Below are 24576 nucleotides of genomic sequence, written 5' to 3' on the forward strand. Positions count from 1 at the left end.
AAGGAGAAGAAATATGACCTGTTATGAAGAACTGAAGGCCCGGGGCCTGATCGCCCAGGTGACCAATGAGGAAGAGATCTCCAAGATGATCAACGAGGGCAAGGCGGTGTTTTATATCGGCTTTGATCCCACTGCTGACTCCCTCCATGTGGGCCACTTTATGGCTCTGTGCCTGATGAAGCGGCTCCAGATGGCGGGCAACCGCCCCATTGCCGTCATCGGCGGCGGCACCGGCATGGTAGGCGATCCCTCCGGACGGTCCGATATGCGCACCATGATGACCCCCGAGACCATCCAGCACAATTGCGACTGCTTCAAGAAGCAGATGGAGCGGTTCATCGAATTCGGCGAAGGCAAGGCCCAGATGGTGAACAACGCCGACTGGCTGATGAAGCTGAACTATATCGAGCTGCTGCGGGACGTGGGCGCCTGCTTCTCCGTGAACAATATGCTGCGGGCCGAGTGCTATAAGCAGCGGATGGAGAAGGGCCTCTCCTTCCTGGAGTTCAACTATATGATCATGCAGTCCTACGATTTCTACTACCTGTTCCAGCACTACGGCTGCAACATGCAGTTCGGCGGCGACGACCAGTGGTCCAACATGCTGGGCGGCACCGAACTGATCCGCCGGAAGCTGGGCAAGGACGCCCATGCCATGACCATCACCCTGCTGCTCAACTCCGAGGGCAAGAAGATGGGCAAGACCCAGTCCGGCGCTGTGTGGCTGGACCCCAACAAGACCAGCCCCTACGACTTCTATCAGTACTGGCGCAACGTGGGCGACGCCGACGTGCTCAAGTGCCTGCGGATGCTCACCTTCCTGCCTCTGGAACAGATTGACGAGATGGACAAATGGGAGGGGGCTCAGCTCAACACCGCCAAGGAGATCCTGGCCTTTGAGCTGACCAAGCTGGTCCACGGAGAAGAGGAGGCTCAGAAGGCGCAGGAAGCCGCAAAGGCCCTGTTCTCCACCGGCGGCGACCGGACCAATATGCCCTCCACCACTCTGGCGGACGGCGATCTGACCGATGGGGCTATCGGTATTCTGGATCTGATGCTCAAGTGCGGCCTGGTGCCCTCCAAAAAGGAGGCCCGCCGCCTTATCGAGCAGGGCGGCGTGGAACTGGACGGCGTGAAGGTGACCGACGTCAATGCCACCGTGACCGCCGGGCAGCTGTCCGGAGAAGGCGTCACCATCAAGAAGGGCAAAAAGGTGTTCCACCGGGCTGTGGTAGGCTGAATGCAGAGGGGAGTGCCGCAAATTTCGCGGCACTCCTTTTTTCTGCATCAGTCCGGTTGCAGCCGCCCGAATGCCATGGTACAATAAGGACCGACCAGACCTGCGCAAAAGGAGGAAGATGCCGTGTCGGACGGAGATAACCGGGACAAGAAAAAATGGTACATCCTGGAGGGCCATTTTATCTCCCTGCTGGTGGTGTTGCTGATCGCGATTTTGTTCTATGTAGGGCTGACCCATTTTGATGTGATCACCATCCGTATCAAAATGTTCATGAAGGTCCTTTCCCCCTTTATCGCCGGTTTTGCCATCGCCTATCTGCTCAATACGCCTATGTGCTTTTTTGAGCGGAAGCTGTACAAGAACAACAAGCACAAACGGGTGCTTGCCATCACCACGGTCTATCTGCTGGCGCTGGCAGTAGTGGTGATCCTCCTGAATCTGATCATCCCCCAGGTGGTCCAGAGCATCACGGACCTGGCGAGCAATATGCAGACCTACCTTACCAGTCTGGATATCCTCGTGAAGAATCTCATCGACCAGTATCAGCTGGATGGTGACGGCATCAGCGAGATGCTGGGCTCCTATCAGGATATGATGAGCAACATCAGTGACACCGTGTCAAAAGCCCTTCCTCAGCTCCTGGATGTGGGTGTGGCCGTGGGCAACGGTGTGATTTCCGGCATCACGGCGGTCATTTCCTCCGTCTACATGCTGGCGGGGAAGGGACGGCTGGTGCCTCAGCTGAAGAAGATCATGTATGCCACGCTGCCCAAGCGCAGGGCGGATTGGCTGCTGGAGGTATGCAGTCAGGCCAACCGAATTTTCGTGGGCTTTATCAACGGTAAGCTCATCGATTCCGCCATTATCGGCGTGCTTTGCTTTACCCTGTGTCTGATTTTCCGCATTCCCTATCCCATGCTGGTCAGCGTGATTGTGGGTGTGACCAATATTATCCCGTTCTTCGGCCCCATCATTGGCGCCATTCCCTGCCTGATGATCCTGGTGATTGTGGATCCCTGGGCGGCACTGCGGTTCTTTTTCCTGGTTATTGGATTGCAGCAGTTCGACGGCAACATCCTGGGCCCCAAGATCCTGGGCGACAGTACCGGCTTGTCCGCCATCTGGGTGCTCATTGCCATTGTGACCTGCGGCGGTCTGTTTGGCTTCCCGGGTATGGTGTTGGGCGTGCCTACCTTCGCGGTGCTCTACTCCCTGGTGCGGGAGTGGGTCAACAAGCGCCTGCGCAGGAAAGGGATCGACGGGGATGGAAAACCCATAGATCCTATGACGTAAAAAGAGGGCGTCATCCGTCAGGATGACGCCCTCTTTCCTATTATTATGTACGCAGCAGATCAGCCATGGAGTAGAGCCCAGGGCGATCCACAGAAGCCAGGAAGCGGGCTGCCCGCACCGCGCCGGATGCGAACACATCGCGGCTCATGGCCGTGTGCCGCAGCTCGATCACTTCATCCCGCCCGGCAAAGATCACCTCGTGGTCGCCCACGATACCGCCGCCCCGGACGGAGGAAATGCCGATCTCGGTCTTTCCCCTGGGCTGACGCACCGCCTGGCGGCCGTAGACATAGTCCGGCTGATAGGGAAGGACTTCCGCCGCCGCATCGGCGATCATCAGCGCCGTGCCGCTGGGGGCGTCGACCTTCTTGCTGTGGTGGCGCTCCACGATCTCCAGATCGTAGCCGTCTCCCAAAGCCCGGGCGGCAGCCCGCACCAGCTCCAGCAGGACGTTGACTCCCAGGGACATATTGGCGGAGCGAAAAACAGGGATCTGAGCGGCGGCCCGGTCAATAGCTGCCAGCTGCTCTTCCGAATAACCTGTGGTAGCCAGCACGAGGGGGATGCCGCGGGCTATGCCGAATTCCAGCAGCCCATCCAGCGCAGCGGGGGAGGAGAAGTCTACCACTACATCTGCCTCGCCCTGAAACTCAGTGGGAGAGGAGAAAACAGGGAAGTCCCGGTCGCCGGTGCCCAGCAGGTCGATGCCGGCGGCAATCTCAAATTCCGGATCGGCGGAGCAGATGGCTTCCACCACCCGCCCCATCCGGCCGTTACAGCCGGAAATGATGAGCCTGACCATATTCCAACATCCTTTCCGGCGCTCAGGCGCTGAGCAGGCCCAGCTTCAGCATGGACTGCCGCAGGGTCTCCAGAGGACCGTCGGTCATATCGCACAGCGGCAGCCGCAGAGAGCCTACGCCGTATCCCGCCAGATTCATGGCGGCCTTGATGGGGATGGGGTTTACCTCCAGAAACAGGGCGTCAATAAAGTCCATGTACTTCAGCTGCAGCTGAGAGGCCTCTTCAAAGCGCCCATCCAGGCACAAGTGGGTCATCTGGACCATGACCTCCGGAGCGATGTTGGCTACCACGGAGATGACGCCCTTGGCACCCAGGCTCATCATGGGCACCACCTGGTCGTCGTTGCCGGACCAGACGTAGAAATCCTCTCCGCAGATAGCCCGGGTGTGGGCCAGCAGGGAGAAGTTGCCGCTGGCCTCCTTGACGCCGTTGATGCGGGGATGCTGGGAGAGAACGCGGTACGTCTCAGCGGTAAAGGATACGCCGGTCCGGGACGGTACGTTATAGAGGATGACGGGCAGTTCCGTCCGGTCGGCTATGTATTCGTAATGCTTGATGAGGCCGGTCTGGGACGCCTTGTTGTAATAGGGGGTCACATGGAGCAAGGCATCGGCGCCGGAGTCCTCCGCGTGCTGGGACAGGTAGACGGCGGCGGAGGTGTCGTTGCTCCCCGCGCCGGCAATAACCTTCACCCGATGGTTGACGTGCTTGACACAGTACTCCACCACCGCGATATGCTCCCGGATAGTAAGGGTGGAACACTCACCGGTGGTACCGCAGACGCAGATGGCATCTACGCCGCGCTGGATCTGCTCATCAATGATCTGTCCGAACAGGTCATAGTTGACAGCACCACTCTCGTCAAAAGGGGTAATAATAGCGGAACAGGCTCCGGTAAAAACAGGCTCTCTCATAATTAAGGGTTACCTCCTTGTAATGTAACCCTCCGCGCACAGAAGTTCGGCAAGAAGGACTGCGCCGCCCGCGGCGCCGCGAAGGGTATTGTGGGATAGGCAGACGAACTTGTAGTCGTACTGCGTGTCGGGACGCAGACGGCCGATGCAGACCGCCATGCCGCCCTCGGTCATCCGGTCCAGCCGGGTCTGAGGACGGTCGGGCTCCTCAAAGTAGTGCAGGAACTGCTTGGGAGCGGAGGGCAGGGCCAGCTCCTGGGGCCGGCCGGAGAAATTTGCCCACAGTTCTTTGATTTCATCCATGGAAGGTTTGTTCTGGAAACGGACAAACACGGCGGCCATGTGGCCGTTGGAGACGGGCACCCGCAGGCACTGGGCGGTGATGGCGGGAGTCTCGGCGTTGACGATCACGCCGTTCTCCACCTTGCCCCACAGCTTCATGGGCTCCTGCTCGCTCTTCTCCTCCTCGCCGCCGATGTAGGGAACCACGTTGTCCACGATCTCCGGCCAGGTGTCAAAGGTCTTGCCCGCACCGGAGATGGCCTGATAGGTGCATACCAGTACCTGATCCAGGCCAAAGCCGCGCAGGGGGTGCAGGGCGGGAACGTAGCTCTGGAGGGAGCAGTTGGACTTGACAGCCACGAACCCGTGCTCCACCCCCAGTCGCTTTCGCTGGGCCTCTATCACTTTAATATGTTCCGGATTGATCTCAGGCACCACCATGGGTACGTCGGGGGTCCAGCGGTGGGCAGAGTTGTTGGAGACCACGGGGCACTCATGTTTGGCATAGGCCTCCTCCAGCGCCTTGATCTCCTCTTTCTTCATGTCAACGGCGGAAAAGACAAAATCCACCTGAGCGGTAATGGTCTCAATATCATCAGTAGCGTTGAGTACCACCAGGTTTTTGGCGCACTCAGGCATAGGCGTCTCCAGCGCCCAGCGGTTGCCGATGGCCTCGGCGTAGGTCTTGCCGGCGGAGCGGCTGCTGGCCGCAACGGCAGTAAGCTCGAACCAGGGGTGATCCGCCAGAAGGGTGACAAAACGCTGTCCCACCATACCAGTAGCTCCGATCACGCCAACTTTGTACTTTTCCATGCTCCATACCTCCATTGTTCCTCTCCAGCTTATTCCGGCCCCCGCTTGTCTGAGACCAGAAAATGAGCTGGAGGTAAAAAGAAATCAGCAGTTTACAGAACTGCTGATTTTGTACTATAATGACAGGGACAGACTGCCCCCGACAATATCGTCCAAAAGCAGACAGCGCTCCGCCGCAGTCGCGGCGACAGCCGAACAGCTCTTAACTGAGCGGCCAGGCGGCGCTTTCGTCGGGAAAACGTCCCTTCGGCGGCGCTCCCTTTCATGCGGTTCCCGGGGCCCGATCGCCCTCCCCGCGCTACTCTTGAGCAGCCGCGACCTCTATCCTGCAATGTGACTTGCAATTTTGCTATGTAGTTTGTGAAATTGTACCACAAGTTCAACTAAAGTGTCAACGAAAGCGAGATGAGAAATTCACCAAATGAAACGATCCCTGAAGAAAAGATTTGTGCAGTTTGCGGCGGCGGCCCTGTCCTGTGCACTCCTTGCCGCCGTACCCGTCGGCGGGACGCGGGCCGCTTCTGTGACGGTAGATCCCACCATCCGGGTGGGGCTGTTTTACGGCAGTACCGCTCTGCCGGGCGCCAATCTGCTCAACGATGTGGGCAGCGGCTACCGGCTGGGCTATTATGATTCCAACCGCACCTTCCAGCAGCTGGCCCAGACCAGCGAGACCGCCATTTCGGTGGTCAAGACCCAGAACGTCTATTATGGAACTGTGGGTAACTGGTCGGGCTACTATGATACCATTACTTCCAATATTGTGGTAGGCTGCTATCATCTGAAGCTGCCCGATACTTATGCCACCTACGAACAGGCCGCGGCGGCCGCCGCCCAGTGGCCAGGCGGCTTTGTGGCCTGGATCGACGGCAGCTATCAGGTGCGGGTGGGCGCCTACACCGACAACGCCTCCGCCCAGACGGCCCAGACTGCCCTGGGACTGACGAATGCCGCCATCACCGGCACCTCCAGTGCCGGGGTTTCCGTGGTGAAAACCGGGACCAATCAGATCCTGTTCCAGTTTGACAGTACCAGCGGACTCTGCCTGGGGATCAAGCCCGGACTGAATGACAGCGTAAAGACGGAGACTATTTTCCGGGGCAATACCTATTACGGCGGCTTCCAGTATCAGCGGGTGGGGGGCGGCAACCTGACGGTGAGCAATGTGATCTCGCTGGAGGATTATGTCCAGGGCGTCATCGTGGAGGAGATGAGCGCCTCCTGGCCCCTGGAGGCGCTGAAGGCCCAGGCAGTGTGTGCACGCACCTATGCCTACCGGAACTATGTGGCCCAGAAGCACAGCAGCCAGGGTTTTGACATATGCAATGCAACCCACTGTCAGGCCTACAGCGGCATGGACGGCGTTACCGCCGCGAGCAGCCGTGCCGTGACTGAGACCAGGGGGGAGTACCTGTGGTACAACGGCTCGCTGATCGACGCAGTCTACTCCTCCCACGACGGCGGCGCCACCGAGAGCGCGGTCAATGTCTGGGGGGGCGACGTGCCCTACCTGATCGGCAAGGAGGACCCCTATGAGGCCTCTGTGGTGAGCAAGATCACCAACTATAACTGGACCGTGACCTATACCGCCCAGGAACTGACCGATCTGCTCAACTCCAAGGGCTATGTCAACTCCGGCATCGTGGATTTCCGGGTGACCAAGACCAGTCCCACCGGCAACGCCATTGAGATCACCTTCACCGACTCCAGCGGAAAGAGCTGGAGCAAGATCCGGGACGACTGCCGTACCTTTTTGGGACTGCGCTCTATCAACTATACCGTCTCCAGCAGCGGAGGCACTTCTTCCGGCTATGCGGTCAACGGCAGCGGTGTGCTCAGCTCTCTCACCGGGGCTTACGCCGTCAACGGCAGCGGGAGCACGGGCACCCTGACCGACGGCAGCGTGTATGCCATCGGCGGGGACGGAAAGGTCTCCCAGGTCAAGCCCTCCGCCGCTACCGGCAGCGGCTCCACCGTATTTACCATCACCGGCTCCGGCTGGGGCCACAACGTGGGTATGAGCCAGTGGGGCGCCTACGCCATGGCCCAGCAGGGATACAGCTATCGTGATATTTTGAGCTTCTACTATACTGGAATCGAGGTGCGCCAACCATAAAAACCGCGGATTTTGACTTTTACTTGCCGGAGGAGCTGATTGCTCAGACCCCTCTGGAGCGCCGGGACGCCTCCCGGCTGCTGGTGCTGGATAAGCATACCGGTGCCACTAAGCATATGCACTTTTACGACCTGCCCAGCCTGCTGCGGCCGGGAGACTGCCTGGTACTCAACGATTCCCGGGTGCTTCCCGCCCGGCTGATCGGCCACCGGGCACCGGGCGGCGGCGCTGTGGAGGTGCTGCTGCTCATCGACCGGGGCAATAAGACCTGGGAGTGTCTGGTGCGGCCGGGCCGCAAGATGAAGCCGGGCACCAAGGTCTCCTTTGGCGACGGCACCCTTACCGCCGAGGTCACCGAAGTGCTGGAGGGCGGCAACCGGCTGGTCCGGTTCGACTATGAGGGCATTTTTCTGGAAAAACTGGAACAGCTGGGTAAGATGCCTCTGCCGCCCTACATCAAGGCGGAGCTCCAGGATCCCGAGCGGTACCAGACCGTCTACTCCCGTGAGGTAGGCTCCGCCGCCGCCCCCACCGCTGGGCTCCACTTTACCAAAGAGCTGCTGAAACAGGTGGAGGATATGGGCGTGCGTCTGGCCTATGTGACCCTCCACGTGGGACTGGGTACCTTCCGCCCGGTAAAGGAAGAGGATATCCTGGACCATGAGATGCACTCGGAGTACTGCATGATCTCCGCCGAGACCGCCGAGCTCATCAACCGCACCAAGCGGGAAGGAGGCAGGGTGATCTGTGTGGGCACCACCTCCTGCCGCACCATCGAATCCTGGGCGGCGGAGGACGGCACCTTAAAGGAGAGCGCCGGGTGGACCGACATCTTTATCTATCCCGGCTACCGGTTCAAGGTGCTGGACTGCCTCATTACCAATTTCCATCTGCCGGAATCCACTCTGATCATGTTGGTGTCCGCCCTGGCAGGCCGGGAGCATATCCTGGCCGCCTATAAAGAAGCGGTGGACCTGAAATACCGCTTCTTCTCCTTCGGAGACGCCATGTTTATCTGCTGAACCCAAAGAGGCCGGAGCTGCATTGCAGCCCCGGTCCCTTCTACATTTGGGACAGCACCGTCACATTGCCCGCCAGGCGGGGATCGCCGGGGGAGAGGGCAAGGGCCTTTTGTGCCTCTTCCAGAGCCAGTTCCTTCCGCCCGGTGTGGAAATAGGCCTGGCAGCGCAGGTCGTGGGGCAGGGGCCCCCAGGGTTCCGCCTCACAAATATACGTATCCGGCCGTACCGTGATGGCCAGCGCGCAGCCGGTAAAATAGAGTACTCCGTCCCAGTCCTCCTGCCGGTAGAGCAGCTGTGCCATCTCGATCCATGGCTCCCGCAGGTGCGGGGCCTGTGCAATGGCCTGGAAGAGCCAGTTTCTGGCCTGATCCGGTTCTCCTTTTTCCCCATATGCCCTGGCGATATAGCGCATGGAGGCGGCCCGCTCATCCGCCCAGGTGGCGGACGGCATGGATAAATGGCGCTTCAGTGTAGTGATGCAGTCGTCCCAGCGGCCGTAGAACAGGTATTCCCGGCCCAGGTAATGGACATTCCGGTCATCGTCCGGCGCCTCCCGGACGGAGAGCTCCAGCAGGGGCAGATATTGCCCCCTGGATTTCGTGGGATCGGGATGGTGGTCCAGCTGCACGCCGACGGCCGTTACCATAGGGCCGGGTGCGCCGGAACCCTCCCATTGGAGCACCTCGTGAACCGGATGGACCCAGCGGTAGCCGTGACGGCGGTGGATCTTCTCATACCAAAAGACCACGCCCTCTCCGCCGTCGGGGCGGAAGGACCAGGTATAGCGATAGCGGGCCTGACCGGCTCCGGGGGTCCAGGCATTTTCCAGCGCCTGCCGCCAGCCGGGATGGAACACCTCATCCAGATCAGTACATACGCAGATATCGGCATCCTCCGGTACCAGCTCCAAAGAGCGGTTGCGGGCGTCGTCAAAGCGCCAGGGGCAGATGCTCTCGGTGACTGCCATAGCGCCCCGACTGCGGAGCAGCTCAACCGTTTCATCTGTGGAGCCGGTATCCAGCACGACCACCTGATCTGCTTCAGACATGGAATCCATCCATCGCTGGACAAACTGCGCCTCATTTTTGCTGATGGCATATACTACGACCTTCATAGCGACCTCCTGTTTCCGTCATGATCGGAAAGCCGGGCCCTTTGGGGCCCGGCTTTCTGTGTTTTATCAGGATGAAAGGTCTCCCAATCTCGTGATGTTCAGGGTGATGGCACCGGGAAGGTGGGACGCACCCTGAGCGACTACCTGGAGCGTGGTGGGAACGCTGGAGATAGAGAGGGGAATGGAGAACGACATGGGCACGCTCTCCTTGCTGTTTTGGAAATTATGAGGAACAGAGGCGCCCGGGACAACAGACCCGTTTTGCTGCAGGGATGTGACGATATTGACAGGAAAACTGGAGCTGGAGGCTGCCGACAGCACACCGTGGAAATTTGCCTGGTATAGACCGGGCTGGTTAATGGTAAAGCTTCCGCTCCCGGCTGTGTGAGAGATCGCGTTTCCATACGTTACGCCATTTCTGTCAAACAGCATGGGGGAACCGGAGGAGACAGGCTGGCTGGGCGTAGAATATGCAGAGAGCAGAGAACTGGTCTGTGTCGTTCCGGTAGCACCAGTAGGACCGGTTGCACCGGTAGGACCGGTAGGTCCGGTGGGGCCGGTAGGCCCGGTAGCACCGGTAGGCCCGGTAGCGCCGGTAGGACCGGTAGCGCCGGTAGGACCGGTAGCGCCGGTAGGACCGGTAGGTCCGGTGGGGCCGGTAGGCCCGGTAGCGCCAGTAGGCCCGGTAGCGCCAGTAGGCCCGGTAGCGCCAGTAGGCCCGGTAGCGCCAGTAGGCCCGGTAGCGCCAGTAGGCCCGGTAGCGCCAGTAGGCCCGGTAGCGCCGGTAGGCCCGGTAGCGCCGGTAGGCCCGGTTGCACCGGTAGGTCCGGTAGCGCCAGCAGCGCCGGTAGGGCCGGTAGCGCCAGTAGGACCGGTAGGTCCGGTGGGGCCAGCAGCGCCGGTAGGCCCGGTAGGTCCGGTGGCACCGACAGATCCGGTGGGGCCGGTAGCACCAGTAGGACCGGTTGCGCCGTCCGGGCCGGGAATTCCCTGCGGCCCGGTAGGTCCGGTGGCTCCATCCGGTCCGGGATTACCCTGAGGTCCGGTGGGCCCGGTAGGTCCAGTCTCCCCGGTGGGCCCGGTTGGGCCAGGCGTTGCGGGACCGGTGGGACCAGTAGGCCCCTGGGCTCCGGTGGGACCGGTAGGGCCGGGTGCTCCTGTTCCGGCAGGCCCGGTGGGGCCGGTCGGTCCGGTTGCCCCAGTCGCTCCCGTGGGGCCGGTGGGGCCCGGAACAGGACGGGGAGGGGGACAGGGGGGCGGGCAGCAGCCCGGCGGACAGCAGCAGGCTGCGCCCTCTTGCTTCCGTTTCCACTCCCAATCGGTGGGATGATAGTGATTCATGATTTACTCCTTTATCCGCTTGGCTTGTGGCTATGCCACATACCCAATTTATGCCGCGCATAAAAAAGCGGTGCGTGGGCAAAAAAAGGATTGACAAGACTAACTGTAACTGTTATAGTTACAGCATAAAATGAAACTAAAAAAGTTACAGACAGAAAGGATGTTTTATATGACCCCGATTACCATCACAAAAGAGAATTTTGAATCTGAGGTTCTTCAGTCCAAGCTGCCCGTGCTGGTGGATTTTTGGGCGCCCTGGTGCGGCTATTGCCGGCGGATTTCTCCGGTGTTGGATCAGCTGGCTCAGCAGTATGACGGACAGCTGATCGTGGGCAAGGTCAACGTTGACGAGCAGCCGGAGCTGGAGGAGCGGTTTGGTGTGGAGATCATCCCTACCCTGTACCTGTTCCGGAACGGCACGGCCGGTGATCCCATTGTCAATCCCGGCTCCAAGGCTCAGATTGTGGAGTGGGCCGGACTGTAAGGAAGGGGAGAGATATGGTGAAGACTTATGACGTGATCATCGTGGGCGGCGGTCCCGGCGGCTACACGGCGGCGCTGTACGCGGCCAGAAGCGGACTGTCTGCGCTGGTTTTGGAGAAATTATCCGCTGGCGGCCAGATGGCCACTACTTCCACCATTGACAACTATCCCGGTTTTCCGGATGGGGTAGACGGCTTTGAGCTGGGCCAACAGATGGAGCAGCAGGCCCATAAGTATGGGGCAGAGACCGTCTACGGCGAGGTAACGGGAGCCGATCTGCTGGCCGATCCCAAGCTCATCCGCAGCAGCGAAGGCGATTTTGCCGGGCGGACGGTGATCCTTGCCACCGGGGCCTATCCCAGAGAGCTGGGAATCCCTGGGGAACAGGAGCTGCGTGGCAGGGGAGTGGCCTATTGCGCCACCTGCGATGGTATGATGTTCCGGGGAAAGACGGTGGTGGTGAACGGCGGCGGCAACACCGCCGTGGAGGACGCCCTCTACCTCTCCAAGCTGTGCGCCAAGGTCTATCTGGTCCACCGCCGGGATCAGCTCCGGGCCTCTGCGGTCTACCGCAAGGCTCTGGATGAGCAGGGCGTGGAGATCATCTGGAACAGCCGGGTTACGGGGCTGCGCAAGGAAACTCGTCTTACAGGCATTGAGCTGGAGGATGTCAAGACCGGCGAAAAGCGGGAACTGGCCTGCGACGGCATCTTTGTGGCCATCGGTCGGGTGCCGGATACCGGGCTGTTTGCCGGTCAGGTGGAGCTGGACCCGGCAGGGTATATCGTGGCGGATGAGACTTGCCGCACCAGCGTGCCCGGGGTATTTACCGTGGGTGATGTGCGCACCAAGGCGGTGCGGCAGGTGGTCACTGCGGCAGCTGACGGCGCCAACGCCGCCCATTTTGCGGAAGAGTACCTGATGAATAAGCTGTAAAGGATAGATACCTGACATGAACGGATTGTTTTGTGTGGCGGTCCACGCCCTGATCTATCTGGATAAACGGGGCTGCATGCTCTCCAGCGAGGAACTGGCGGCCAACATCTGTACCAATCCCGCCCGGGTGCGGAAGGTGATGGCCCGGCTGAAAAAGGCGGGATTGGTAGCCACCAAGGCGGGAAACGAGGGCGGTTACCACCTGCTGTGTGCGCCCGGTGAGGTGACGTTGGACCGGATCGCCGACGCGCTGGAGGTGCGGTTTGTGGAGCCCGCCTGGCACAGCGGCGGGGATGTGGACTGCGGATGTATGGTGGCCTCCGGCATGGCAGGAGTGATGGACGGGCTGTTTGACGATCTGGACCGGCGCTGCCGGGAGCGGGCCTCTCAGCTCAGTCTGGCCGATTTGGAGGCGCAGCTGGAACAGGCTGCCGCCGGGAAGGAGACGGTCCATGGGCTTTGATCTGGAAACCAGCGTACCGGCCGTTACGGTGTTCATCCAGGGCCTGCTCAGTTTCTTTTCCCCCTGCGTGCTGCCCCTGGTGCCCCTCTATGTCAGCTATCTGGCAGGAGGAGCCGGCACAGTGGATGGGAATGGCGTGATCCGCTACCCAAGGGGACGAGTGCTGATCAATACCCTGTTTTTCGTGATTGGAGTCAGCTTTACCTTCTTTTTGCTGGGGTTCGGCTTTACAGCGCTGGGGCGTTTTTTTCATGACTATCAGACCTGGTTTACCCGTATCAGCGGAATTATCATGATTCTGTTCGGGATCTACCAGTTCGGCTTCTTTGGAAAGTCCGCTGCCCTGGAGCGGGAACACCGGCTGCCCTTCCGGCTGGACCGGTGGGCGATGAATCCGCTGGTGGCCCTGATTCTTGGCTTTACCTTCAGCTTTGCCTGGACCCCCTGTGTGGGCCCCACTCTGAGCAGCGTGCTGCTGATGGCTTCTTCCGCCTCCAGCGCCTCCAAGGGGTTTCTGCTCATCGGGGTGTATACCGCCGGCTTCGTGATCCCCTTTTTGGCGGTGGGCCTGTTTACGGGCACAGTACTGGGCTTCTTTAAACGCCATCAGCGGGTGGTGCGCTATACGGTGAAGGTGGGCGCAGCGCTGCTGATCCTGATGGGCGTCATGACCCTGACAGGCTTTATGAACGGGATCACCGGCTATCTGTCCGGCGTGACAGGGGATACCACTTCACAGCAGACGGAGACAGCGGAACCGGAGGCATCTCCCGAGGAGAGCCAGCGTCCTGTGGTGGCCGCCCCGGATTTTACCCTCACCGATCAGTACGGCAATACCCACACCCTGTCCGACTATAAGGGCAAGACGGTGTTTCTCAATTTCTGGGCCACCTGGTGCGGCCCCTGCAAGCGAGAGATGCCGGACATCCAGGCACTCTATGAATCACACGGAGAAAACGAGGGAGATGTGATCGTGCTGGGAGTGGCCGGACCCAAGACGGAACAGAATCCCTTTACCAATGAGGGAAGCCAGGAAGATGTGGAGCAGTTTCTGGAGGACAACGGCTACACCTTCCCGGTGGTGATGGACCTGACGGGGGAGATCCAATCTGCGTATGCCATTTCTGCATTTCCCACCACTTTTATGATTGATTCCAACGGTAACGTGTACGGCTATGTACCGGGGGCTCTGACCGGTGATATCATGGAATCCATCATTCAGCAGACAATAGACAGCGTATCCTGAAAGCAGGGGCCGCCGGTCATACGGCGGCCCCTGGCTCTTGTCATTTTTCTCCCCATCTGGTATGATGAAAACAACTGACAACAAAGGGGTTTTTGGAACTGTGTTTGAAGTAATCAAGACCGAAGGCAAGGCCCGGCGGGGTGTGTTTACCTGCGCCCACGGCACGGTTCAGACGCCGGTCTTTATGAATGTGGGCACCCAGGCGGCCATCAAGGGGGCGGTATCCGCCTTTGATCTGAAGGAGATCGGCTGCCAGATCGAGCTGTCCAATACCTACCATCTCCATCTCCGGCCAGGCGACCAGGTGGTGCGCCAGTTGGGGGGACTGCACAAGTTCATGCGATGGGACGGACCCATTCTCACTGACTCCGGCGGCTTCCAGGTGTTCTCCCTGTCCGGCCTGCGGAAGATCAAGGAGGAGGGTGTTACCTTTGCCTCCCACATTGACGGGCGGCGGATCTTTATGGGACCGGAGGAGTCCATGCAGATCCAGTCCAATTTGGGCAGTGACATTGCCATGGCATTTGACGAGTGCGTGGAGAATCCGGCTACCTATGAGTATGCCAAAGCCTCCTGTGAGCGCACCCTGCGCTGGCTGGAGCGGTGCAAGGCGGAGCATGACCGGCTCAATGCCCTGCCGGACACGGTGAACCCCCATCAGATGCTTTTCGGCATCAACCAGGGCGCCACTTTCGAGGACCTGCGAATCTGGCACATGAAGGAGACCGCCAAGATAGACTGCGAGGGCTACGCCATCGGCGGCCTGGCGGTGGGGGAGCCCACTCAGGTGATGTATGATATCATTGAGGCCGTGGAACCCTATATGCCGGCGGACAAGCCCCGGTATCTGATGGGTGTTGGCACCCCGTCCAACATCATCGAGGGGGTGGCCCGCGGGGTGGACTTCTTCGACTGCGTCATGCCGGCCCGCAACGCCCGCCACGCCAAGCTGTTTACCTGGTCCGGGGCGCTGAATATCCGCAACGAGAAGTACAAACTGGACGAGCGGCCCATTGATCCGGACTGTGACTGCCCGGTGTGCCGCAATTTCTCCCGGGCTTACCTGCGTCACCTGTTCGTGGCGGATGAGATGCTGGCCATGCGCCTGGCGGTGCTCCACAATCTGTATTTTTATAATAAACTGGCACAGCGTATTCGGGACGCACTGGATGCTGGAGAATTTGCCGCTTTTCGGGCAGAATACAGTGAGAAACTGGCGGGGCGCCTGTGAACTTTTGGGAAAATAGCGGAAAAACGCTTGTCAAATCCTGAGATTCGTTTTATAATGTCCCAATGATGACGTATCACGTCAAGTAACTATCGGAGGGGATCAATTTGCTGACACAGATTGCGGGCGGAATGCTGACCCAGAGTGGAGCTGCGGGCGGCAGCATGAGCATGATCATCATGATCGTGGTCATGATTGCGATTTTCTACTTCCTGCTTATCCGTCCCGAAAACAAGAAGAAGAAAGCGGCAGCCAAGATGCGTTCCGAGCTGGCGGTGGGAGATCAGATCACTACCATCGGCGGTATCGTAGGTACGATCTGTGCTGTGAAGGAAGACACCATCGTGATCGAGACCAGCGCTGACCGGGTCCGCATTGAGTTCACCAAGTGGGCCGTTTCCACCAAGGGCACTCAGGCCGTGGAGGATGGCGCCGGTGAGACCAAGGACAAAAAGTAAGACATAAGAATGCCCTCCCTGCATAGGTTTCAAGTAGGAACCGATGGCAAGGGAGGGTATTTTTATGCGGAAAAGAGAGGAAGACCAGAGTGCCCGCCTCATCCGCTGCGGATTGGGAATCCTGCTGGGCGGGGTGATGGCGCTGGCGATCTGCTGCTTGTTCCTGCTGGGGGCCTCTGTGGCCATTTCCAGCGGGTTTGGCGGGGAAGCGCTGATGTACCAGCTCACCATTGTGGGGTGCGTGCTGGGCGGTTTCGGCGGCGGCCTGTTTGCCGCAAAGCGGTGCGGCGGTGCGCTGCTCACGGGCCTGGCGGTTGGGGCCGTCCTGTTTCTGCTGCTGCTCACCATTGGAGCACTGTTCTTTGAGACTATGGAGCTGGAAGCGGGAGGGATTGGCCTGCTGTGCGGCGGCTTGTGCGGCGGGGCGGCGGCGGGCCTGCTGAACGGCGGAAAAGGGAAACCATCCCGGAAAAAACATAGAAAACGTTGAAATCCGCCTGCCTGTATGCTATAATAGCTTAAACCTTTGTTTGGGGAGGGAAATCGAAATGAAGCATGTTAAGACGCTCAACGGCGCGACTTTGAAGAAGAGCGCCGCCCACGGCGGCTGCGGCGAGTGCCAGACCTCCTGCCAGTCCGCCTGTAAGACCTCTTGCACCGTGGCCAACCAGAAGTGCGAGAACCAGTAAAAAACACAGGGGAAAGGGTGGGTGAACAGCCCACCTTTTTCTATGCCCTGAGGAAGGAATAAAGTTATGGTACATACCTTTCGCTGCCTCGGCGTCAATGTCGCCGTGGATGTAAACAGCGGCGCCGTCCATGTGCTGGACGGGCTGATGTACGACCTGCTTACTGCCCTGGCGGAGCGGGATGAGAACGGAGCGCTTCTGGGCGGTCCGCTGCCGGCAGAGCTGACAGCGCTGCTGCCCCAGTATGAGCCTGCTGCCCTGCAGGACGCCTGGGAAGAACTGGGCGAACTGAAGAAGGGCGGCCTCCTGTTCGAGGAGGACGACTACATTGACCGGGAGAAGGCGGCCTCTATGCAGCAGCAGGCCCTGGTGAAGGCCCTGTGCCTCCATGTCTCCCACGACTGCAACCTGCGGTGCAAGTACTGCTTTGCCTCCACCGGCGATTTCGGCACCGGCAAGCGGATGACCATGGATGTGGAGACCGCCAAAAAGGCCATCGATTTCGTGATCGCCAAGTCGGGCAACCGCCGCAACATCGAGGTGGACTTCTTCGGCGGTGAGCCGCTGATGGCCATGGATACCGTCAAGGCCACCGTGGAGTACGCCCGCTCCATCGAGAAAGAGCACAACAAGTGTTTCCGCTTCACCATTACCACCAACGGCGTGCTGCTCAATGACGAGAATATCGAGTACATCAACCGGGAGATGTCCAACGCGGTGCTCTCCCTGGACGGCCGGAAGGAGGTCAACGACGACCTGCGTCCTACCGTCAACGGCAAGGGCTCCTATGATGTCATCGTGCCCAAGTTCAAAAAGCTGATCGAGGGACGGGGCACCAAGGACTACTATCTCCGGGGTACCTTTACCCGGTTCCATAAGGACTTTGCTGAGGACGTGAAGGCTCTGGCCGCCATCGGCAAGAACGTATCCGTGGAGCCGGTGGTAGGGAAGGAGGACGACCCCTACGCCCTCCAGGAGGCCGATCTGCCTGAGCTGAAGGCGGAGTATGAGCGGCTGGCAGAGTATCTGAAGGACCACCCGGAGACCAACTTCTTCCACTTCAACGTGGACCTGGCCCAGGGCCCCTGCGTTATCAAGCGGCTGCGGGGCTGCGGGGCCGGCTGCGAGTATGTGGCGGTCACCCCTGATGGAGACATCTACCCCTGCCACCAGTTCGTGGGCAATGAGGCATATAAGCTGGGCAACGTGTACGACGGTACCTTCAACAAGGATCTGTCCGGCCAGTTTGCTGCCCTGAACATCTACACCAGGGAGGAGTGCTCCCGCTGCTGGGCCCGGTTCTACTGCTCCGGCGGCTGCTCCGCTTCCAACCTGCTTGTCAACGGCGACATAAAGCATCCCCATAAAGTGGGCTGTGAACTGGAGCGCAAGCGGCTGGAATGTGCCATTGCCCTCCGGGCGATCGCCGCCGGCATGGCAGACTGACCTATACAGAATGTAATTATACAAAGTGTAATCACCCTGCGGGCCGGAAGCCATATCTGTGCCATGAAAACGGGTTGATACACCAGATATTGAGGGAAAAACGGCACGGCTGACGCTGTGCCGTTTTTCTTCTTTTACATAGTTTACATAAATAAGTAAACATAATACTTCGGCATAATAGACAAAATTCATCTTTTTCTTTGAGAGTTCTTGCACAAGAGCCGCCGGTAAGATATAGTAATATAAAATTGGGTGTGCTTTCTGGTTCTTGCCTCACTGGTACAGTCATAGACTGCCTGGGGGTGAGGCGCATGCGCAAAGCTGTGGGAGGCACCTGGAGCGTACCGGAGGAGCGGATCTTACCCGCTCTGATTATCGTATCGGCCAGCTTTTTGCTGGGCGGTCTGGCGGGCTGTCTCATGTCCACCTTCGTGGGCGGGGCCGGGCAGGAAAGCCTGAGAGCATATCTGGAGTCCTTCCTCAGCATGGCTCAGAACGGCGGCGCTGCTGCGCCGGCCCTGACGGTTCAGCTGTGGGACATCCTGCGCTGGCCGGTGCTGGCGCTGCTGCTGGGTTTTACGGCACTGGGAGTGCTGGGAATGCCCCTTCTCTTCGCGGTGCGCGGTTTTTTGCTGGCGTTTTCCATCGCCGCCTTTGTGCGGATTTTTGGCAGCGCCGGGTGTCTGCTTGCCTTTCTGATCTTCGGGGTAAGCGGTGGCTTCTCGGTTCCGGCGCTGTTTGTGCTGGGTGTACAGGGCCTGGGCGCGGCGCGGACACTGGCCAGCCGCTTTTTGGGAGAAGGCAAAGCGCCGTCTCCCTATGGAAGAGCTTACTTTCTGCGCTGCGGCGGCTGTGCGGCCGCGTTGTGTGTGTGTGTTGTTTTGGAACGCTTTGCCGTGCCTGCCTTGGTTTCGGGGGCGGCCGGTATGATATTGGGCGGATAGAGAAACGTGAGAAGGTGTTGGATGGAATGGAGTATCTGGCAGAATATGAACGGTACTTGAAAGAGGAGAAAAAGGCTCTGCCCAATACGCTCAGTTCCTATTTGCGGGACATCCGGCAATACCTGACCTGGCTGGAGGGGGAGGGCCTGACCCCGGAGCAGGCGGCTCAGAGCGATGTGGAGGGATATATCCGCAGCCTGAGCGCAAAGGGAAAATCCGCCGCCACAGTGACCCGTTCACTGGCATCATTGAAGTCATTTTATACATATCTGATGGGGGAGGGCGTGGTGATCGTCAATCCGGCCAAAGGGCTGACCCCTGCCAAGGTAGAGCGCAAGCTGCCTCACATTCTTACCGCAAAAGAGGTGGAGCTGTTCCTGGAGCAGCCGGATGCCTCCGACGCCAAGGGCTGCCGGGACCGGGCCATGCTGGAGCTGCTGTACGCCACCGGCATCCGGGTCTCTGAGCTCATCGGGCTGGATCTGGACAACATCAACCTCTCCGCCGGCTTTATCCGGTGCGCCAGCCACGGCAAGGAACGGATCATCCCCCTGTATCCCGCCGCCATAAGAGCGCTCCAGGATTATCTGGACCATGTCCGGCCCCAGGTCATCGAGCACCCGGACGAGAAGGCGCTGTTCGTCAACATGAACGGGGAGCGGATGAGCCGTCAGGGGTTCTGGAAGATCATCAAGCACTATCAGGAGACGGCGGGGATCCAGAAGGACATCACACCCCACACCCTGCGCCACTCCTTCGCCGCCCATCTGCTGGAAAACGGGGCGGATCTCCACTCCATCCAGGAGATGCTGGGGCATGCCGATATTTCCTCCACTCAGATCTATGCCCAACTGGTCAATCAGAAGCTGAAAGACGTATATAACAAGGCCCATCCAAGAGCCTGAAAAGAGAGCCGGGACGCTGTGGTCCCGGCTCTCTTTTGCGTCTTGCGCCGGATAAAAGGCCGTGGTAAAATAAACTTTGTATGGACATTGGAAGGGAGCCGAGATAATGCTGATTTTGGGGATCGATCCCGGCTTTGCCATTGTGGGCTTCGGCCTGGTGGAGGCCGCCGCCGGCAGGCAGCGGTTGGTGCAGTGCGGCGCCATCACAACCCCGGCGGGAGAGCGTCTGCCCGCCCGCCTGAAGCAGATCGCTGATGACATGGATCTGCTGCTGGAGCAGTTTAAGCCGGAGGCCATGGCCATTGAGGAGCTGTTCTTCAACAACAATATCACCACCGGCATCGGTGTGGCCCAGGCCAGAGGGGTGCTTCTCCTGGCAGCGGAGCGCCGGGGTGTGCCCATCTATGAGTATTCCCCCAGCCAGGTGAAGCAGGCAGTGGTGGGCTACGGCAAGGCGGAAAAACGGCAGGTCATGGACATGACCAAACGGATCTTGAATCTGAAATCCGTGCCCAAGCCGGATGACGCCGCCGATGCGGTGGCCATCGCCCTGTGCCACGCCCGGTCCTTTACCTCCCGCCTGCAGAGCCCTGACGCCGCACGGCCGGGCAGCGGACGGTACGCGGTACATCAAGACTAGGAGTTTATGGTATGTTTTACTATGTGAATGGGACGGTGGCCCACACCGCGCCCTATCTGGCGGTTATCGACTGCGGTGGAGTGGGCTACGCCTGCCGCACCACCAACAACACCCTCGCCCGACTGAAAAAAGGGGAGCGCGCCAAGCTCTACACCTATCTGAATGTCCGGGAGGACGCCATGGAGCTCTACGGCTTTGCCACTGAAAACGAGCTCAACTGCTTCCAACTGCTCATCTCGGTGTCCGGTGTGGGACCCAAGGCGGCCATCTCCATCCTGTCCGCCGCCACCCCGGAATCCCTGGCTATGAGCATCATTACCGGGGACGAGAAAGCGCTCACCGTGGCCCAGGGCATCGGCAAAAAGATTGCCCAGCGCATCATCCTGGAGCTGAAAGATAAGCTGGCCAAGGGCCAGATCAGCCCGGGCGGGGAGGCCTACGGCGGCACCGGTGTCACCGTGATCCCGGAGAACAAATCCTCCGAGGCTGCCGCCGCCCTGGCGGTGCTGGGCTATTCCCAGACCGAGATCGGTATGGCCCTGAAGGGGATCGACCTGGAAGCCCTGAGCCTGGAGCAGATCATCAAGCAGGCCCTGAAAAAGATGATGAAGGCCTAAGTGCATTTGTACCAGCTTCTAAAAAGGAAGTGAGACTTTGAGCATCGCGTTTTCTGAGGACGGATTTGAGACCGAAGAGCCTCTGGTGACCACATCCCTGACGCGGGACGATGAAAACGAGGGGTCCTTGCGCCCCAAGACCTTGAATGAATACATCGGCCAGGAGAAGGCCAAGGGCAACCTGGAGGTATTTATCCAGGCGGCCAAAATGCGCAATGAGCCCCTGGACCACGTCCTGCTCCACGGCCCTCCGGGCCTGGGCAAGACCACCCTCTCCAACATCATCGCCAATGAGATGGGAGTCAACATCCGTATCACCTCCGGCCCCGCCATCGAGAAGCCGGGGGACCTGGCGGCCCTGCTCACCAATCTGAACGAGAACGACATCCTGTTTGTGGATGAGATCCACCGGCTCAACCGGTCGGTGGAGGAGATCCTGTATCCCGCTATGGAGGATTTTGCCATCGACATCATCATCGGCAAAGGGCCGTCCGCCAACTCCATCCGGCTGGACCTGCCCAAGTTCACGCTCATCGGTGCCACCACCCGGGCGGGCCAGCTGTCGGCTCCTCTGCGGGACCGGTTTGGCGTGACCCTGCGGCTGGAGCTCTATACCCCGGAGGAACTGGCCCTCATCGTCACCCGCTCGGCGGGTATTCTGGATGTGCCCATCGAGGCCGACGGTGCCATGGAGATCGCCAAGCGCAGCCGGGGTACTCCCCGGATCGCCAACCGGATGCTGCGCCGTGTCCGTGACTTCGCTCAGGTGAAAGCGGGAGGCGTCATCACCCGGGAGGTGGCGGATGCCGCCCTTACCGCTCTGGAGGTGGACCACCTGGGGCTGGACGCCATCGACCGGCGGATGCTCTCCAGCATCATTCAGCACTACGGCGGCGGGCCGGTGGGCCTGGAGACCCTGGCAGCTACCATCAACGAGGAGGCCGTCACGCTGGAGGATGTGTATGAGCCCTATCTGATGCAGATGGGCTTCCTTACCCGTACCCCCCGCGGCCGGTGCGTCACCCGGCGGGCCTATGAGCATCTGGGCCTGCCTGTCCCCGGCGGGACCGGCATGGAACAGCTCAGCCTGTAGGGAGGGGTAATTTATGGGCTTCTGGATCTTCTGCCTGGCCATGAATCTGCTGCTGCCCGTTATCATGCTGGTTTTTGGCAGGCTTTTTCAGAAGAAACCGCCCCGGCAGATCAACGGCCTTTACGGCTACCGCACCGCCTGGTCCATGAAGAGCCAGGAAACCTGGAATTTTGCCCACAAACTCTGCGGCAGGCTGTGGTTCCGGCTGGGACTGATCCTGCTGCCGGTGAGCGTCTGCGCCATGCTGCCCGCCCTGGGCCGGAGCGTGGATGCGGTGGGCATCTGGTGCTGCGTGGTGGAAGGCGTGCAGCTGGTGGTGCTGATCGGCAGTATTATCCCGGTGGAACGGGCGTTAAAACGAACTTTTGATGACTTCGGAAGAAAGAGGTAATAAAATATGGGTAAACTGTTTGGAACCGACGGTATCCGCGGGGTAGTCAACGCCGGCCTGGACGCGGAACTGGCATTTCAGGTGGGCTTGGCCGCCGCCTATGTGATGAAGCAGGCGAAAGGAGAGGGACAGCCCCGCTTTGCCATCGGCAAGGACACCCGCATCTCCTCTGACCTGCTGGAGGGGGCACTGATCGCCGGACTGTGCTCTGCCGGGGCTGATGTGCTCCATCTGGGCGTGATCCCGACCCCCGGCGTGGCCTGGGTGACGGTGGACAGCGGCTGCGACGCCGGCATCGTTATCTCCGCTTCCCATAACCCCTTTGAGCACAACGGCATCAAGATCTTCAACGGCCAGGGCTTCAAGCTGTCCGATGAGCTGGAAGGGAAGATCGAGGACATCATCCTCAACAAGGTGCCGGTGCCCCGCAAGACCGCCGGCGACATCGGCCGGGTGGTGTACGCCGACCGGAAGGAGAGCCAGGACTACATCGACCACCTGGTCTCCACCATTGATTCTGACCTGTCCGGCCTGAAGATCCTGGTGGATTGCGCCAACGGCGCTTCCTCTGCCACCGCCGGGCGGCTGTTCGACCGGTTTGAAGATCTCCACGCCGACATCATCAATGCCGACCCCGACGGCGTCAACATCAATAACGGCTGTGGCTCCACCCATCTGGACAGCCTGAAGTCCATGGTGACGGCAGGCAAGTACGATCTGGGCATCGCCTTTGACGGAGATGCTGACCGCTGCCTGATGGTAGACGAGACCGGTGAGGAGATCGACGGGGACCAGGTCATCGCCGCCTGCGGTCTGGAGCTGATGGGGAGAGGCCAGCTGCCCGGCAACGCCATCGTGGGTACGGTCATGAGCAACCTGGGCCTGCACGTCTTCTGCCGGGAGCACAACATGGAGCTGTTCTGCACCGCCGTGGGTGACCGGAACGTGCTGGAGAAGATGGAGGAGAGCGGCTATGTGCTGGGCGGCGAGCAGTCCGGCCACACCATTTTCCGGAAGTACGCCACCACCGGCGACGGCCAGCTCACCGCCCTGCAGTTCCTGTCCCTGCTCCACCGCTCCGGGAAGAAGGCCTCCCAGCTGGTGGAGGCCTGCAGGCGGTATCCCCAGGTGCTCATCAATGTGCCTGTGGCCGACAAAGCCAAGAAGGAGGCCATCATGGCCGCTCAGGAGATCAAAGACGCCGTGGCAGAGCAGGAGGCCATCCTGGCCGATTCCGGCCGGGTGCTGGTGCGCCCCTCCGGCACCGAGGCCCTGATCCGGGTTATGGTAGAGGCCAGCAGTCAGACGGATGCACAGAAAATTGCAGAGCTCTTGGCAAATGTCATAAAAAAATACTGAGCATTTGGAAATATTTTTCGTAAAAGCTTGACAAATCAACGGCGTGACGCTTATAATTGTGCAAGGAGAAACGGCATGATACCAGAACAAAGCAGCCCTCGGGAGCCCGGTGATGAGAGCCTGTGCGCGCAGGCGGCGGCTGGTGACCGAAGGGCGGAGGAGACCCTTGTTGTACGCTACAATCGCTTGGTGCGTATGTGTGCCCGCCCCTATTTTCTGGCAGGCGGGGACAGCGAGGATCTGATCCAGGAGGGAATGGTAGGCCTGCTGGGCGCCATACGGGAGTATGACCCCAACAAGGCGGCATCCTTTCGGACCTATGCGGAGATCTGTGTCAAGAATCGGCTGTTCTCCGCCGTCAAAGCAGCAGCAAGAGATAAGCACACACCGCTGAACAACTCAGTTTCGTTCGAAAACCCTCTTTTTAGCGGAACCGGTGAGCGTTTTGCCTGCGGTACACCCGACCGGCAAGCGGAGGATCCGGAGGAGATCATCCTGAGCAGAGAGGCGTTCCGTGAGCGTATGAAGGCGCTCCATGGCCAGTTATCTGGTTTCGAAGCAAGCGTACTCAGGTTGTATCTGAACGGTCTGTCCTATTCCGAAATTGCGGCCGAGGTAAACAAGTCCCCCAAATCGGTGGACAACGCTGTCCAGCGGATCCGTCGGAAGCTGGCACAGCAATCTTCATCTGGCGACATCAGCGCAAGCTGAACGCATATTACAACTGTCCCAGCACGAT

27 protein-coding genes and 1 riboswitch are annotated in these 24576 nt (G+C 59.8%); of the genes, 21 read left to right on the top strand and 6 right to left on the bottom strand.

What is annotated here, in order from left to right; genetic code table 11:
• The first annotated feature begins 13 nt into the window (after positions 1–13).
• Entirely contained in the window at positions 14–1240 is a 1227-nt protein-coding gene (tyrS, locus tag E0E41_RS00155; RefSeq protein WP_130868214.1) for a tyrosine--tRNA ligase, read from the top strand.
• Between the two features lie 123 nt (positions 1241–1363).
• Positions 1364–2533, top strand: coding sequence for an AI-2E family transporter (locus E0E41_RS00160; RefSeq protein ID WP_130868215.1), 1170 nt, complete (start codon positions 1364–1366; stop codon positions 2531–2533).
• Between the two features lie 43 nt (positions 2534–2576).
• On the opposite strand, the gene dapB is transcribed toward E0E41_RS00160, so the two are convergent.
• From dapB to asd, 3 genes are read right to left on the bottom strand one after another with little or no spacing between them, the layout of a single operon-like run.
• On the bottom strand, positions 2577–3335 hold the full coding sequence (gene dapB, locus E0E41_RS00165) for a 4-hydroxy-tetrahydrodipicolinate reductase (RefSeq protein WP_130868216.1): 759 nt from the start codon (positions 3333–3335) through the stop codon (positions 2577–2579).
• 22 nt (positions 3336–3357) lie between these two features.
• Positions 3358–4251, bottom strand: a complete 894-nt coding sequence (gene dapA, locus E0E41_RS00170; protein WP_130868217.1) for a 4-hydroxy-tetrahydrodipicolinate synthase — start codon at positions 4249–4251, stop codon at positions 3358–3360.
• Between the two features lie 9 nt (positions 4252–4260).
• On the bottom strand, positions 4261–5346 hold the full coding sequence (asd, locus tag E0E41_RS00175) for an aspartate-semialdehyde dehydrogenase (RefSeq protein ID WP_130868218.1): 1086 nt from the start codon (positions 5344–5346) through the stop codon (positions 4261–4263).
• A 155-nt stretch (positions 5347–5501) separates the two neighbouring features.
• Positions 5502–5678, bottom strand: a riboswitch (Lysine riboswitch).
• A gap of 89 nt (positions 5679–5767) precedes the next feature.
• Between asd and E0E41_RS00180 the strand changes: the two genes are divergently transcribed.
• Entirely contained in the window at positions 5768–7462 is a 1695-nt protein-coding gene (locus tag E0E41_RS00180) for a SpoIID/LytB domain-containing protein (protein WP_130868219.1), read from the top strand.
• A complete protein-coding gene (queA, locus tag E0E41_RS00185; RefSeq protein ID WP_130868220.1) occupies positions 7459–8484 on the top strand; it encodes a tRNA preQ1(34) S-adenosylmethionine ribosyltransferase-isomerase QueA in 1026 nt (341 codons plus the stop codon). The genes E0E41_RS00180 and queA overlap by 4 nt, the downstream gene beginning before the upstream one ends.
• 40 nt (positions 8485–8524) lie before the next feature.
• Here the strand turns inward: queA and E0E41_RS00190 are convergent, their stop codons facing one another.
• The 3 genes from E0E41_RS00190 to E0E41_RS18780 form a co-directional block, all read right to left on the bottom strand.
• Entirely contained in the window at positions 8525–9598 is a 1074-nt protein-coding gene (locus E0E41_RS00190; RefSeq protein WP_130868221.1) for a tetratricopeptide repeat-containing glycosyltransferase, read from the bottom strand.
• Between the two features lie 66 nt (positions 9599–9664).
• Positions 9665–9793, bottom strand: a complete 129-nt coding sequence (locus E0E41_RS19075; protein WP_278045173.1) for a hypothetical protein — start codon at positions 9791–9793, stop codon at positions 9665–9667.
• Positions 9794–10628: 835 nt separating this feature from the next.
• Positions 10629–10910: a hypothetical protein gene (locus E0E41_RS18780; protein WP_242623634.1), complete on the bottom strand. Its 282-nt coding sequence runs from the start codon at positions 10908–10910 to the stop codon at positions 10629–10631.
• Between the two features lie 198 nt (positions 10911–11108).
• Here E0E41_RS18780 and trxA point away from each other — a divergent pair, with 198 nt between their 5' ends.
• From trxA to E0E41_RS00280, 17 genes are all read left to right on the top strand, one after another.
• Positions 11109–11423 (top strand): thioredoxin, encoded by a 315-nt coding sequence (trxA, locus tag E0E41_RS00200; RefSeq protein ID WP_130868223.1) that lies wholly within the window; start codon positions 11109–11111, stop codon positions 11421–11423.
• 14 nt (positions 11424–11437) lie between these two features.
• Positions 11438–12358 carry a thioredoxin-disulfide reductase gene (trxB, locus tag E0E41_RS00205; protein WP_130868224.1) on the top strand — a complete coding sequence of 307 codons (921 nt, stop codon included), beginning with the start codon at positions 11438–11440 and terminating at the stop codon, positions 12356–12358.
• A 16-nt stretch (positions 12359–12374) separates the two neighbouring features.
• Positions 12375–12821, top strand: a complete 447-nt coding sequence (locus E0E41_RS00210; protein ID WP_130868225.1) for an RrF2 family transcriptional regulator — start codon at positions 12375–12377, stop codon at positions 12819–12821.
• On the top strand, positions 12811–14067 hold the full coding sequence (locus E0E41_RS00215) for a cytochrome c biogenesis protein/redoxin (RefSeq protein WP_130868226.1): 1257 nt from the start codon (positions 12811–12813) through the stop codon (positions 14065–14067). Before E0E41_RS00210 ends, E0E41_RS00215 begins: the two co-directional genes overlap by 11 nt.
• A gap of 100 nt (positions 14068–14167) precedes the next feature.
• Positions 14168–15298: a tRNA guanosine(34) transglycosylase Tgt gene (tgt, locus tag E0E41_RS00220; RefSeq protein ID WP_130868227.1), complete on the top strand. Its 1131-nt coding sequence runs from the start codon at positions 14168–14170 to the stop codon at positions 15296–15298.
• 104 nt (positions 15299–15402) lie between these two features.
• On the top strand, positions 15403–15753 hold the full coding sequence (gene yajC / locus E0E41_RS00225; RefSeq protein ID WP_242623635.1) for a preprotein translocase subunit YajC: 351 nt from the start codon (positions 15403–15405) through the stop codon (positions 15751–15753).
• 64 nt (positions 15754–15817) lie between these two features.
• On the top strand, positions 15818–16243 hold the full coding sequence (locus tag E0E41_RS00230) for a TIGR04086 family membrane protein (RefSeq protein ID WP_242623636.1): 426 nt from the start codon (positions 15818–15820) through the stop codon (positions 16241–16243).
• A gap of 58 nt (positions 16244–16301) precedes the next feature.
• Positions 16302–16442, top strand: coding sequence for a six-cysteine ranthipeptide SCIFF (gene scfA / locus E0E41_RS00235; protein WP_007489363.1), 141 nt, complete (start codon positions 16302–16304; stop codon positions 16440–16442).
• Between the two features lie 66 nt (positions 16443–16508).
• Positions 16509–17888, top strand: a complete 1380-nt coding sequence (gene scfB, locus E0E41_RS00240) for a thioether cross-link-forming SCIFF peptide maturase (RefSeq protein WP_130868229.1) — start codon at positions 16509–16511, stop codon at positions 17886–17888.
• A gap of 311 nt (positions 17889–18199) precedes the next feature.
• Positions 18200–18832: a hypothetical protein gene (locus E0E41_RS00245; protein ID WP_130868230.1), complete on the top strand. Its 633-nt coding sequence runs from the start codon at positions 18200–18202 to the stop codon at positions 18830–18832.
• Positions 18833–18858: 26 nt separating this feature from the next.
• The gene (gene xerD / locus E0E41_RS00250) at positions 18859–19737 is read left to right on the top strand and encodes a site-specific tyrosine recombinase XerD (protein WP_130868231.1); all 879 of its coding nucleotides are present in this window, start codon (positions 18859–18861) and stop codon (positions 19735–19737) included.
• Between the two features lie 106 nt (positions 19738–19843).
• Positions 19844–20377, top strand: a complete 534-nt coding sequence (ruvC, locus tag E0E41_RS00255) for a crossover junction endodeoxyribonuclease RuvC (RefSeq protein WP_130868232.1) — start codon at positions 19844–19846, stop codon at positions 20375–20377.
• 11 nt (positions 20378–20388) lie between these two features.
• Positions 20389–20994 (top strand): Holliday junction branch migration protein RuvA, encoded by a 606-nt coding sequence (ruvA, locus tag E0E41_RS00260; protein ID WP_130868233.1) that lies wholly within the window; start codon positions 20389–20391, stop codon positions 20992–20994.
• A 37-nt stretch (positions 20995–21031) separates the two neighbouring features.
• Entirely contained in the window at positions 21032–22087 is a 1056-nt protein-coding gene (ruvB, locus tag E0E41_RS00265) for a Holliday junction branch migration DNA helicase RuvB (RefSeq protein WP_130868234.1), read from the top strand.
• Positions 22088–22100: 13 nt separating this feature from the next.
• Complete coding sequence (locus tag E0E41_RS00270; RefSeq protein ID WP_130868235.1) at positions 22101–22478, top strand: SdpI family protein; 378 nt, start codon at positions 22101–22103, stop codon at positions 22476–22478.
• 6 nt (positions 22479–22484) lie between these two features.
• Positions 22485–23837, top strand: a complete 1353-nt coding sequence (gene glmM / locus E0E41_RS00275) for a phosphoglucosamine mutase (RefSeq protein ID WP_130868236.1) — start codon at positions 22485–22487, stop codon at positions 23835–23837.
• A 75-nt stretch (positions 23838–23912) separates the two neighbouring features.
• Entirely contained in the window at positions 23913–24548 is a 636-nt protein-coding gene (locus tag E0E41_RS00280; protein ID WP_130868237.1) for a sigma-70 family RNA polymerase sigma factor, read from the top strand.
• The last annotated feature ends 28 nt before the right edge of the window (positions 24549–24576 follow it).

It is taken from the genome of Intestinimonas massiliensis (ex Afouda et al. 2020) (assembly GCF_900626285.1).
GTDB lineage: Bacteria > Bacillota > Clostridia > Oscillospirales > Oscillospiraceae > Flavonifractor > Flavonifractor massiliensis_A.